At 56.8% G+C, this 11,248-nt stretch carries 16 protein-coding genes and 2 pseudogenes; 14 read left to right on the top strand and 4 right to left on the bottom strand.

Translation table 11 applies throughout. The annotated features are described in order from the left end of the window. The first annotated feature begins 51 nt into the window (after positions 1-51). Positions 52-255: a hypothetical protein gene (locus ACI77I_RS26415; protein ID WP_406999163.1), complete on the top strand. Its 204-nt coding sequence runs from the start codon at positions 52-54 to the stop codon at positions 253-255. 92 nt (positions 256-347) lie between these two features. Here the strand turns inward: ACI77I_RS26415 and ACI77I_RS26420 are convergent, their stop codons facing one another. After that, entirely contained in the window at positions 348-596 is a 249-nt protein-coding gene (locus ACI77I_RS26420; protein WP_406999165.1) for a hypothetical protein, read from the bottom strand. 409 nt (positions 597-1,005) lie between these two features. Here ACI77I_RS26420 and ACI77I_RS26425 point away from each other — a divergent pair, with 409 nt between their 5' ends. Further along, positions 1,006-1,284, top strand: a complete 279-nt coding sequence (locus ACI77I_RS26425; RefSeq protein WP_406999167.1) for a hypothetical protein — start codon at positions 1,006-1,008, stop codon at positions 1,282-1,284. Here ACI77I_RS26425 and ACI77I_RS26430 read toward each other — a convergent pair. Beyond that, positions 1,278-1,457 (bottom strand): hypothetical protein, encoded by a 180-nt coding sequence (locus ACI77I_RS26430; RefSeq protein WP_406999169.1) that lies wholly within the window; start codon positions 1,455-1,457, stop codon positions 1,278-1,280. The two genes, ACI77I_RS26425 and ACI77I_RS26430, sit on opposite strands and share 7 nt — an antisense overlap. A gap of 153 nt (positions 1,458-1,610) precedes the next feature. On the opposite strand from ACI77I_RS26430, the gene ACI77I_RS26435 reads away from it, so the two are divergent. Next, positions 1,611-1,946, top strand: a complete 336-nt coding sequence (locus tag ACI77I_RS26435) for a phage holin, lambda family (protein ID WP_029294997.1) — start codon at positions 1,611-1,613, stop codon at positions 1,944-1,946. 48 nt (positions 1,947-1,994) lie between these two features. Then, entirely contained in the window at positions 1,995-2,192 is a 198-nt protein-coding gene (locus tag ACI77I_RS26440; protein WP_406999171.1) for a hypothetical protein, read from the top strand. Between the two features lie 81 nt (positions 2,193-2,273). Here ACI77I_RS26440 and ACI77I_RS26445 read toward each other — a convergent pair whose 3' ends face one another. Next, positions 2,274-2,705, bottom strand: a complete 432-nt coding sequence (locus ACI77I_RS26445; RefSeq protein WP_406999173.1) for a hypothetical protein — start codon at positions 2,703-2,705, stop codon at positions 2,274-2,276. A gap of 103 nt (positions 2,706-2,808) precedes the next feature. Here ACI77I_RS26445 and ACI77I_RS26450 point away from each other — a divergent pair. From ACI77I_RS26450 to ACI77I_RS26490, 9 genes and pseudogenes are all read left to right on the top strand, one after another. After that, positions 2,809-3,195: pseudogene (locus ACI77I_RS26450) on the top strand (terminase small subunit); the annotation flags it as partial. Next, positions 3,181-3,462, top strand: coding sequence for a phage tail terminator-like protein (locus ACI77I_RS26455; protein ID WP_406999187.1), 282 nt, complete (start codon positions 3,181-3,183; stop codon positions 3,460-3,462). The pseudogene ACI77I_RS26450 and the gene ACI77I_RS26455, both read left to right, overlap by 15 nt. 72 nt (positions 3,463-3,534) lie before the next feature. Then, complete coding sequence (locus tag ACI77I_RS26460) at positions 3,535-4,191, top strand: phage tail protein (RefSeq protein WP_406999175.1); 657 nt, start codon at positions 3,535-3,537, stop codon at positions 4,189-4,191. 3 nt (positions 4,192-4,194) lie between these two features. Further along, entirely contained in the window at positions 4,195-4,584 is a 390-nt protein-coding gene (locus ACI77I_RS26465) for a phage tail assembly chaperone (protein ID WP_406999177.1), read from the top strand. A 17-nt stretch (positions 4,585-4,601) separates the two neighbouring features. Beyond that, entirely contained in the window at positions 4,602-4,898 is a 297-nt protein-coding gene (locus ACI77I_RS26470; RefSeq protein ID WP_406999179.1) for a DUF1799 domain-containing protein, read from the top strand. A gap of 10 nt (positions 4,899-4,908) precedes the next feature. Then, positions 4,909-8,385 carry a phage tail tape measure protein gene (locus ACI77I_RS26475; RefSeq protein ID WP_406999181.1) on the top strand — a complete coding sequence of 1,159 codons (3,477 nt, stop codon included), beginning with the start codon at positions 4,909-4,911 and terminating at the stop codon, positions 8,383-8,385. Further along, complete coding sequence (locus ACI77I_RS26480) at positions 8,385-8,723, top strand: phage tail protein (protein WP_406999183.1); 339 nt, start codon at positions 8,385-8,387, stop codon at positions 8,721-8,723. The genes ACI77I_RS26475 and ACI77I_RS26480 overlap by 1 nt, the downstream gene beginning before the upstream one ends. 11 nt (positions 8,724-8,734) lie before the next feature. Then, entirely contained in the window at positions 8,735-9,487 is a 753-nt protein-coding gene (locus ACI77I_RS26485) for a phage minor tail protein L (protein WP_242155402.1), read from the top strand. Positions 9,488-9,489: 2 nt separating this feature from the next. Further along, positions 9,490-10,263 carry a C40 family peptidase gene (locus tag ACI77I_RS26490; protein ID WP_406999185.1) on the top strand — a complete coding sequence of 258 codons (774 nt, stop codon included), beginning with the start codon at positions 9,490-9,492 and terminating at the stop codon, positions 10,261-10,263. Here ACI77I_RS26490 and ACI77I_RS26495 read toward each other — a convergent pair. After that, positions 10,239-10,838: a hypothetical protein gene (locus tag ACI77I_RS26495; protein ID WP_242155404.1), complete on the bottom strand. Its 600-nt coding sequence runs from the start codon at positions 10,836-10,838 to the stop codon at positions 10,239-10,241. The genes ACI77I_RS26490 and ACI77I_RS26495 overlap by 25 nt on opposite strands. Positions 10,839-11,057: 219 nt before the next feature. Between ACI77I_RS26495 and ACI77I_RS26500 the strand changes: the two are divergent. Next, positions 11,058-11,248, top strand: a pseudogene (locus tag ACI77I_RS26500) (hypothetical protein); the annotation flags it as partial.

Genomic DNA, 11,248 nt, shown 5'->3' on the forward strand with positions numbered 1-11,248 from the left:
AATGATGACCGAGCACTGGCATGCGGTTATGTCACACCCGGGTGGTTGTTGATGGTAGTAGGTCTTGTGGTTCTGTTAATTTTTTGGTTCCTGCAAGCGCTCACTGATTCACCAAAAGCAGTACAACAACTTGGACAAGAAGGGGAATCTCGTATGAATAAGGCCATTACTAAAGCACCTGTAAATCTCGTAGCAAATGCTTCTACTGCCTACTACGTCAACAACCTGCCCGCATTAACCATTCGGGTCTTCTGATTTTTCAGAGTCCTAAACGAGCAATAAGCCACTTGTCCGGCTGCCTCAATCCGAAAACCCGGCCCTAAAAAGCCGGGTTTTTTGTTAAATGGTCAGTCTTGAATCTCGACCTCGGTAACGGTCACAGTTTGGCGCGCAGCGTAAAAGCCGCGCTCTTTTAGTGACGCCATTACCTCTTCGCTCTGAAGCCCACTTGGCAGATCCGTGAAGTCGACCTGCCGATGAAACGTAAGATCTTTCAAAAAATTCGAGCCTATGCCGGAGATTCGAGGAATCCCTTTCCCGTCTTCTACGATCAGGATTCTATCCAGACCTGGGTCGCGGTAGATATCTACGAGCATTGCAATTCCTCTTCCATGGTGGCGCCCTGATGGCGCCTCCTGTGCAAACCTTGTTAGCACGATTTCTTTCGATTTGCCAAACCGACCACCACGTCGGTTTCTTTATTTCTCAAATTCAACTGTAGCCAGGACAGCCCTCGGGAAGGCCTGGACGTCGATAGCCGGTAGTGCGACGTACGAGAACAACACCGGCAGCCCGTGCGCCCTGACCACACTGTGCTTCCAGGGGGGCGCGAGACTGGGTCAGCGAGATCGGTGCATAGGGGTGTTGACGTTGAGAAGGCGTTTGGCAGATAGCTCGGAAAGATGCGCGCACCTATTGAGGGTCTGCATATGCGGGGCTATTTCGTATCTCGCTGTTGCTGTAGTCTCTGCGTGGCTATTTGATATCAATTGCAGAGGGATAGGCATGCTTAGAGAAAAGCACGTTGCAAAGAAACTGATCGAATTACTAATCGCCAACGATGAGTTTGGTAGTGGTATTGACAAAGTAAAGATCCGTACTCTATTCGTCAAAAATATTGAAGCCTCCGGTGGAAATGTGCCGCTCTTTAGCGAAAACGTTGTCGACTACCACATTCATCTGCTAGAAACTGCGGGTTACGTGAAAGTCACGATAAATCCCAATAATAGGGGGTTCGACAGGATATACCCCACTTGGTCCGGGCATGATTATGCTGGTCAATGATTATTAATTCTGCCCGATACAAGCCTCGCCAGCGCGCGAGGCTTTTTCATTATGCAGATGGTGACTGAGTGGCCAAAGGTTGAGTTTTCGGGTAGCGCCGGCTTTGCGGCTAGTTGTTTGAAGTCGTCGCCACAGGCCAATACCAAAGCGCCGCAGCTCAGAATCTTGTCCATCCGCATATATCCAGGGCCTCGGCATTTGCCGGGGCTTTTTCGTTTTCGGCTCCCCACACCCATCGCTCTGAGTTAAGGCCGCCGCCGAGGCTGATTCAAATCTGCAGGTCATAGCCTGTCATATTCATAACTCCCTGACGGGGAGGAACCGAGATGTCCAACATGCCAGACAAACCAGACACCTGGCTCATCGTGCTTGCATGGCTGAGTCAGCATTCGCCAACGCTTTATGCTGCCGGGCTATCTGCCTTGATGGCTGGTATCAGGATCATCTATGGCGGCGGTACCCGGCGCCAGGCTCTGCTCGAAGCGGCGATCTGCACCTTGATCACGATTGGTCTGATCCCAGTCCTTGAATACTTCGGTCTGCCGCAGAACCTTGCGACGGCTGCCGGGGTGTTTATCGGGTTCCTGGGCGTGAAGAAGCTGGCCGACTTTGCTGATCGGGTCGCCGAGTTCAAGTTTCCCAGAAGCGGTGCGGGGCAGTAACTCGCGCCACGTTTTCGAATTCGCCAAATCGTGGCGCGGAGTTAACCGATGCATAACGTCACACGCCTGCGTCACGCTCTCCCATTGAGCCAAGACATCAACGCCGCGGTAGGCGCCCTAGACAAGGCTATTGCCGATGCAGTGGATGCCGCCAAGGCTTTCGGGTTGCCCCAGGGCCTGATCGTTGGATTGCTCCATGGCCATGCCCACGCACAGACGCACCAAATGGTTTCGGAGTTTCCATGACAACCAAGCAACCCGACTGGGAGCGTATTAAATAGCTCTTCCAGGCCGGGTCATAAGTTGGCAGACCTCTGATATCTAGTATTACTTCACGTATTTGAAGGATGCACTGACCAGCAATTGATCATTGATGGTGACCTTACAAAAGCGCTTCTCAACTGTTTTGCCATCAACGGCAAAAGTAGGGGTGCATTGTAAAAATGCGTTCTTCCCCTTCCAGTCTTTAGTAACTCCGGTGGTGGTTGTGCTCACCGGCTCTCGCATGAATTTTCGGTTCTGTGGCCCGAAGTAGATTTCTGGTTCTCCGCCTCCAAAGAAACCGGACTCGTATGTGGAGCAGAGTGTGCCCTCAACTCGCTCTCCATCGATGATGTTCGCGTCGATATGGCAGGCAGTCCGGCCGTTCGAGACATCGAGATCAACTGGTCCAAGGTTGGTCCACGTAGGGGCAGTAACGCACCCGGAAAGAGCCGCTGTGGCGAGAGCGATAAGGCAGATGGCTTTAGTGCGAGACATTGAATTGAGCTTCCTTACTTTTTAAGGCCGCAACCATTACCTGTAACACTCCACCATTTCAAGTCCTACCCAAGCAAGGCACCAAAGTCTCAAAGGAATCCCTATGGCGCTGACAGCAAAACAGCAGCGCTTCGTCGACGAGTACCTGAAAGATCTGAATGCCACGCAAGCCGCAATTCGTGCGGGTTACAGCAAGAAGACAGCTGCATCCATTGGTCAAGAGAACCTGAGAAAACCTGAGATTGAAAAAGCGCTGAGTGAGGCGACTCAGGAGAGGTCGAAGCGCACCGCAATAACACAAGATTATGTGATTGCCGGAATCGTCGAGGTCATTGAGCGCTGCCGTCAGGTAGCTCCGGTGCTGGATCGATCCGGCAGCCAAGTATTCGTAGATACGCCGGAAGGTGGATTGGCGCCGGCCTTTGAGTTTGACGCCAAGAATGTCCTGAAGGGTTTCGAGCTACTGGGTAAACATTTGAAGCTGTTCAACGAGAAAGACCATATCGACCTGGATGGCGATCACCGGCTGTTCACCGGTGTGTTCCAGGTGAGCATCATCGCGCCGGCCGGCACGGGTAAGACCAAGACGAACCCTATAGCAGCTGAACTGACCGATCTGTTCCCGCTATACGCCAGGGAAACGAAGAGCTCGGTCACCGTGGTGACGATGTCGCCGGTCGACCAGGGCCCCGGCATCACCGGCGATTCCACGTACACCGTCCCGGTCTCGTTCACGTATCGAGCCGACACCAACTGATCCCGCCCATTGGGCAACCCCGAGAACCCGCCATTGAGCGGGTTTTTTCATATCTGCAAAGAGGAAATACCAATGGCTGGCATTCAAATGCCCAACGGCGCAACTTTCGAAATTGCTTCCGCCTACGGCACGGCAATCCTATTCACCACGCTGAGCAACGCGAACCCGGCGGTGGCCTCAGCTTTGGCGCATGGCCTGGCCGAAGGTGACATCATCGCCGTGAACTCCGGCTGGACCCGTCTCGACGGTCGCGCCGTTCGGGTTGCGGACATTGCCAGCGGCACCTTCGCACTGGGCGGCGTGAACACCACCAACGTGCAGCAATACCCTGCAGGGTCAGGCGTAGGTTCTGCGCGCGAAGTGACCTCGTTCACCGAGATCTCGCAGATCACCGAACTGAACTCCACCGGTGGCGATCAGCAGTTCCTCACTTACGGTTTCCTGGCTGACGATGATGATCGGCAGATGCCGACCACCAAGAACCCGATCACGCTTTCCATCACGGTCGCCGACGACCCTTCCAAGCCCTATGTCGATGTCTGCGAAGCTGCGGACGATGATAAGCAGCCCCGTGTTCTTCGCCTGAACCTGCCGGGCGGCAGCAGCATCGTTTACAACGGCTACGTGTCGATCACGTCGACTCCGACCATGTCGCGTAACAACTTGATGACTCGCGTTATCAGCATTGCACTGACCGGTCGTCCAGCCCGCTACGCAGCGGTGGTGTAACCCATGGCCAAGTTCAAAATCGCCCAAAACCCCACGTTCAAAGCAGACGTAGATATTCCGCGTGTCGGCGGCGCGGTGATTCAGGTGCCTTTTGAGTTCAAGTACCGGAACCGCAAGGAGTTGGCAGCTCTGTTTGCTGGCTGGCAGGAGAAAGCTAAGGAAGATCAGGAAGCTTTCAAAGCAAAAGCGGACGATCTGACGCTGATCGACATCACAGATGCCGACATTGAGCGACAAGTAGAGCAGGTCGAAGCGCTTGTTGAGAGCTGGGGGTTTGACGACAAGCTTTCTCAAGACTCCATTCGTGCATTGGTGCAGACATCGGCCGGTGCCGGGGAGGCGATTGTGGCCGCTTATCAAGCTGCTTACGCGCCGGTCCGCTCGGGAAACTGACCAGGGTCGCACGCCTGATGTATCAGCCGGGACCGTCAGACGCAGATCTCGCGGTATTCGGCTTGATGGCTTCCGACATTCCTGATGAGGACTGCGATGTGCTGGCTGACAACTGGCCGTCCTTCGTTCTCTTCAACGCCATGTACACCCAATGGCGCACCGGAATGGGTGGGGCGTGTGGCCTCGACTACACGGCGCTACAAGACGTTGCCGAGCTCATCGGCATGAAGAAAAAACAACTCAGAGAGATCTTCCCCGACCTTCAAGTAATGGAGGCCGAGGCGCTGCTCGTTATGTCTGAGCAATCGAAATAATGGAGCACTCATGTCTACGATCGCTGAGCTTGGCATTGCGGTAAATTCAGGCGAAGCGGTCAAGGCCACCTCTGACCTGGAGAATCTCGCTCAGGCCGGCGCCAAGGCTGAGAAGGCGGCTGATGGTGTGTCTGCCGGCTTCGACAAGGCAGCGACCGCAACGGCGGACCTGTCGGCGTCTGAGCGCAAGCTTTCCGAGACGCTCGACGAGGCAAAGGCTCGCCTTCTCGCAACGGCGAAGGCCTCCCTGGAGTCGAGCGAGTATTACCAGCGCCTGACCACCAGCGTGAACACCAATGCTTCCGCCATGGAGTCGTCGGGATCGTCGGTAAGCAGCCTGGCAGCGCTTCAGCGGCGTTTGCAGGCTGAATCGGATGCGCTTGTCGGCTCGACTGATCGTCAGGCCGAGGCAACCAAGAAGGCCGCTGCGGCAACTGGAGTTCAGGCCGAGGGCCTGCAAGAGCTGCTCGGCAAGCTCAACCCAACAATGGCCGCGCTCGACAAACTCGATCAGCAGCAGGCGCAGTTGCAGAAGTACAAGGCCGCCGGCGTCATTGATGCCGACACCTTCCGTGAGTACTCGACACGTATCGACGCGTCGCGGCGGAAGCTGGGCGACTTCGACGAAGGTTTACGCAAGACCGGCGTATCTGCTGGCCAGACTCAGGCGGCGCTTCGTCAATTGCCTGCGCAGTTCACGGACATCTTCACCAGCCTGGCGGGTGGGCAGAACCCGTTGATGGTGCTGATCCAGCAAGGCGGCCAGATCAAGGACTCCTTCGGCGGCATTGGTCCGACGATGGACGCCCTGAAGGACAAGTTCCGCTCGTTGTTTTCTGGTGGCGCCGGTGCCGCAGTGCTGGGCGAATCCCTGGCGGGTATCGCTTCAGGCGCGAAGGACACCGCCGAAAACGCAGGAGAGGCAAGCGAAAGCCTGTCGGACCTTGCTGAAAGCTCGAACACGGCGGCGGAGGCCGCGGAAAACGCTAAGAAGGCATATGGCGCACTCCCTCCAGCGGTGACCGGCGCATCCTTGAGCATCATGGGGATGGTTGCGGCGGTGGCTGCTGCAGCGGCAGTCGTTGGCGTTCTGATTTATGGTTATAACAAGGGCAGCCAAGAAGCTGATGAATACAACAAGGCATTAATCCTCACCGGTAAATACGCAGGCACCTCAGCTGATCAGTTGGCGAACCTGGCTCGCCAAGTCAGCGCAACGAATGGAACTACGGGCGAGGCCGCCGCCTCACTTGCAAAGTTGGCGAGTAGCGGTGTGGTCGCAGGCGAGAGTTTCGGCACTATCGCCGAGGCCGCTGCGGCGATGGAGGATGCAACCGGCAAGTCGGTCGACGCAACCATTGCCGAGTTCGTCAAGATCGCAAAGGACCCCGTTGCGGCCGCTAAGGAACTGAACGACCAGTACAACTTCCTCACCGCCTCTGTCTACTCGCAGATTATCGCGCTAAAGGAGCAGGGCGATACCGTAGGCGCAGCCGATCTGCTGACAAAGACCTACGCAGAAACCATTCAAACTCGAAGTGGTGAAATCACCCAGAATCTTGGCCTGATAGAGCGAGCCTGGAAAGGCATAAAAGACGCCGCCGCCGGAGCGCTCGATGCGACATTGAATGTCGGTCGAGCACTCACCATGGAGCAGCAGGCCCAAGCTATTAGGGATCGCCTTGCAAACAATCGAGGAAAGGGTGGCCGAGCTGCTGCTCTTGGCCTGGAAACCAGAGACACCGCCAAGGACCAGGCAGCCCTGTCGCTCCTGGAACTTCAGATTGATGCCGAGAAATCGAAGACGGGTTATCTAGGGGAGCAAGCGCGAATCCAGAAGGAGGGCATTGCTGCTGAGCAGCGCCTGAAGCAGATCAGTGACTCGACGCTTAGCAATGCTGAGAAGCGCGACAAGCTGACCAAGGCGTATTTGCGCGATGTCGAGGTACTGAAAAAGGCCAACCCTGATGATCCAAAGGTCCAGGCGGAATATGTCGCCAAGACGCTCCAGAACATCAAGGACAAGAATAAAGATCCCAAAACAGCTTCGGCCGGCGCTGTAGACCTCACGGCATACAACAATTCGCAGAATGCACTCAGGGGTATTCAGGACGAATACGCCAACACCCAGAAGCAGTTGGACGCTGCGCAGAGGGCGGGGCTGATTTCGCAAGCTGATTACGCGTCACAGCGTGCAGTTTTGATACGTGCAGAAAAGGATGAAGTTACCGCCGGCTACGAAGCCGAGATTGCAGCCCTTGAGGCTGCACAGGGTAAGAAGACCACTACAGCCGCGCAAAGCATCCAGCTGGACCAGAAGATCGCTGACGCGCGCGCCGGGATGGTCAAGGCGCAGAAGGACGCAGATAGCCAGCTTGAAGTGTTGGCGATTGCCGAGAAGGGCAGGGTCGACAAACAAACTCTCAACATCAAACGATACGTCGAAGCACTTGGCGAGCAACAGAAGGCCCTGGTGCTCGCCGGTCAGCGCGCAGTTGTCGGCGTAGGACAGGGTGATCGACAGAATGCTTTGTATGGTGAGCTGAACGGTCAGCAAGACACCTATGCCCAGCAGGTCCGCGAGCTTGAGAGCCAGCAGTCTGACCCATCACGGAAGATGGACCCTGAAGAGTTCAATCGTAAGTCGCAGGCGCTCGCAGACGCGAACAAGAAAGCGACCGACCAAATCCGGCAGAACTACGCCGATGTGGAGAACGCCCAGGGCGACTGGACCAATGGAGCAACTGCAGCCTGGGCCAATTACCTGGATTCGGCGCAGAACATCGCCGGACAGACCAAAAGCCTGTTCGGCAACGCCTTCAGTTCCATGGAAGACTCAATCGTCAACTTCGCCATGACTGGCAAGCTTTCCTTTGCAGACTTCACCAAGTCGATCTTGGCCGACATGGCGCGCATCGCAACCCGCCAGGCCAGTTCGGCTTTGCTGGGAAGCTTGGTGGGCGCTGCGGCAAGTTACCTGGGCGGCAGCGCCGCGGGTGGCGGCAATGGGCTTGCTGCCGGCTCTGCTGGCGCTACATCGTCAAACCTCGGCGCTTCCTCAGCCGGTTATTCAGGCACCTATTTCCCACAGGCTTTGGGCGGTGCCTGGTCGGGCGGCGTTCAGATGTTCGCCGACGGCGGAGCCTTCACCAACTCCATCGTCAGCAAGCCCACGGCTTTCGGCATGGCGAACGGCAAAACTGGCGTCATGGGTGAGGCTGGAGAGGAGGCGATCATGCCACTGACCCGAACTTCCAGCGGCAAGCTTGGCGTAATGGCAATGGGCGGCGGCGGGGCCGGTGCAACGCAGATCAACGTCGAGGTGCACATCGATGGCGACGGCAATGCGTCATCGAGTGCAGATGCACCCGGCTACGACCTGTTCGGCAAAGAGCTGGCCGCGTTCGTTGAGCAGAAGTATCAGCAGATGCGCAACAAGGACATGGGGCAGGGTGGCGTCATCAACAAAGCAATCAAGGGGCGCTGATGGCAATCGAACGATTTACTTGGGCGACGGAGAAGGGCGCTGAGGGCGATATCACCCAGCGCGTCCGGACCAAAAAGTTTGGCGATGGATATGAGCAGTCGGTTGAGGACGGGATCAACAATCAGTCTGAATCCTGGCCCGTAACCTTTACCGGGATGGAGGCCAAGATCAAGGCGATCAAGGTGTTCCTCAGCCGGCACAAGGGGGCGAAAGCTTTTCTCTGGACGCCGCCTCTTGGTGAACTCGGCCTCTACAAGTGCAACGGCTACAAGCCTGTGCACCGCGGCGGCCAGGTCTACGCCATCACCGCCACCTTCCAACAAACCTTCCAGCCCTGAGATAACCGCCCATGGCACTGATCACGGACATCCAAAAACTGGAGCCCGGCGGCGAAATTCGCCTGTATGAAATTGACGGGACCGAATACGGCGCGGATTACCTGCGCTTCCACGGCCACGCCATTCCGCACACGCCGGAGGAATTGCTGGCTTACGAGGGATCGGAAGAGGATCTGCCAGCCAAGTCGATCTGGTGGCAGGGCGCCGAGTATGCCGCCTGGCCGGTGCAGATTGAGGGTATTTCCTCGAGCAGCGACGGCACCGCCTCTCGGCCAACCTTCGCCGCCGGCAACGTCAACGGGCGCGTCACAGCGCTGTGCCTGGCGTTCGAGGACCTGCTGAAGTTTAAGCTCACTGTTCGCGAGACACTGGCGCAGTACCTGGATGCAGCCAACTTCCCTGACGGTAACCCAACCGCAGACCCGACCCAGGAGGCGCTGGAAATCTGGTATATCGACCAGAAAACCAGCGAGGACGGCGAGGCGGTCGTGTGGGAGCTTTCTTCCCCGGGCGAGATCGACAACCACGGACTGCCTGGCAGGCAAATGACGACGTTTTGCCACTGGGCCATGACCAATGGTTACCGTGGGCCTGACTGCGGCTACACCGGCGCGGCTATGTTCGACGATGAGGACAACCCCACGGATGACCCGGCACTTGACCAGTGCAAGGGCTGTTTGTCGTCCTGCAAGTTGCGCTTCGGTGAGAACGAAGAACTCAATTTCGGTGGATTCCCCGCAGTTTCGCTTTTGAGCAGGAGCTGATCATGCGTAAGCACATTATCGCGGCCATCCAGGCGCACGCGGCGGCCGAGTATCCGCGTGAATGCTGCGGCCTGCTGCTGGCCGTCGGCAGGGCGCAGAAGTACTTCCCGTGCCGAAACACCGCCACGGCGCCGAACGAAGAGTTCCGGATTGATCCAGAGGATTACGCTGCGGCGGAAGACCTGGGCGAGGTGATTGGTATCGTTCACTCACACCCGGACGCAACCAGCAGGCCGTCACCGCATGACCTGGCGATGTGTGAGGCCACGGCCTTGCCCTGGCACATACTCAGCTGGCCGGAAGGAGATCTCAGGACTGTCACACCAACTGGCAGTACGCCGTTGCTCAAGCGCCCGTTTGTTCATGGGGTATGGGATTGTTGGGCGATATGCGCCGACTGGTATCAGCGTGAGTGGGGCCTTGAGTTTGATGCCTTCCAGCGCACTGATGGCTGGTGGGAGAGTGCGGAGAACGCAAGCCTGTACGAGCAGCACTACGAGGCTGCCGGCTTTGTCCGCGTCGACCGGCCGCAGCGCGGCGACCTGATCGTCATGCACGTAGGGCGGACGGTTCACCCGAACCACGCCGGGATTTACCTGGGCACTGATCCGGCGCTGCCCGACGAAGACTCAGGCACCTTCGGCCCCGGCCCATTCTTGCTGCACCACTTGTACGGCAGGCCGTCCGAGATCATCGTTTTTGGTGGCCCCTGGCATGACCGTACGCGCCTGATCCTCAGGCACAAAGACGCTCAGTCCAAATTGCCCAGCGAATAAATCGAAAATCCGTCTTTCGTTAGATGAGTGACCTCAGTCGTGCCGCCTATGTAAACGCGATCCCTGGACTTTTCGTCCTCCTGTCGCGACTGTGCACGCATGATTTCGGGCGCACACGCCGGGAAGGAATTCCAGTCTATTCCCGCTTTGTCCATAAGCTCTGGCTTTACGCCAAGCCCATAATCCAAACGCTCGGATTTGAAGTCCGACCCAGAACGGTAAGCGAATCCATGGACTTTTCCCGAGTCGTCGGAAATCCCGAAGTGATAGATCGTTGCAGATTGGTCGCGGAGGGCGGGGAGATGGCAATTCAGTTCGCTCCAGAGGGCTTGCAGCTCCTGGGGCGCATGAGCATTGACAGTATCTATATCGAGGGCAAAACCTTGGTTATTCACAAGGCCGATCCATCGACTGAAAAGAAGGGCCGATCCGGTTGCGGCAATAATCATGCGCATGTGAGGGAACGAAATGGCTTTGCTTGTGAAACCTGGGGGCGTGTCGACGGAGTAATGTAACAACGTGTCCGTGACAACAATTGCTTCATTTTCATCCGTGTAGAACAACAGCGACGACATAGGCCCTCCTGGCCAGCTTTGAATGGGGGGAGGCTACTACTGGCTCTAGATGAATCGCTACTGGCATTCCGTCCACGCTGGATGCCTGGACAGCGGGTAGACTGCTGAAGATGCGAGGGAACTTTTTCTTGTGATAGTGTCAATTTGATATGCGTCTGGGCAGAGCGCCAGGGTGCCGAAGATACCGGGTGGATTCCCGGCAAACCAAGGAAGAAAGCGATGAGATTGATTTTTGTACTGCTGCTGATGATTAGCGGCTATGCCTTTGCTGGCTGCGACAGCATTGGCGATTCGGACCAGCGCGCTTACTGCAGAGCCAAGGAAGGCCATGGTAGTTGCAACTCGATCTCCGCGAGCGACCTGCGCTATACCTGTAACGCGGAAACCAATGGGAGTAGTTGCAATAGCAT

Source organism: Pseudomonas sp. D47 (assembly GCF_045447305.1).
GTDB lineage: Bacteria > Pseudomonadota > Gammaproteobacteria > Pseudomonadales > Pseudomonadaceae > Aquipseudomonas.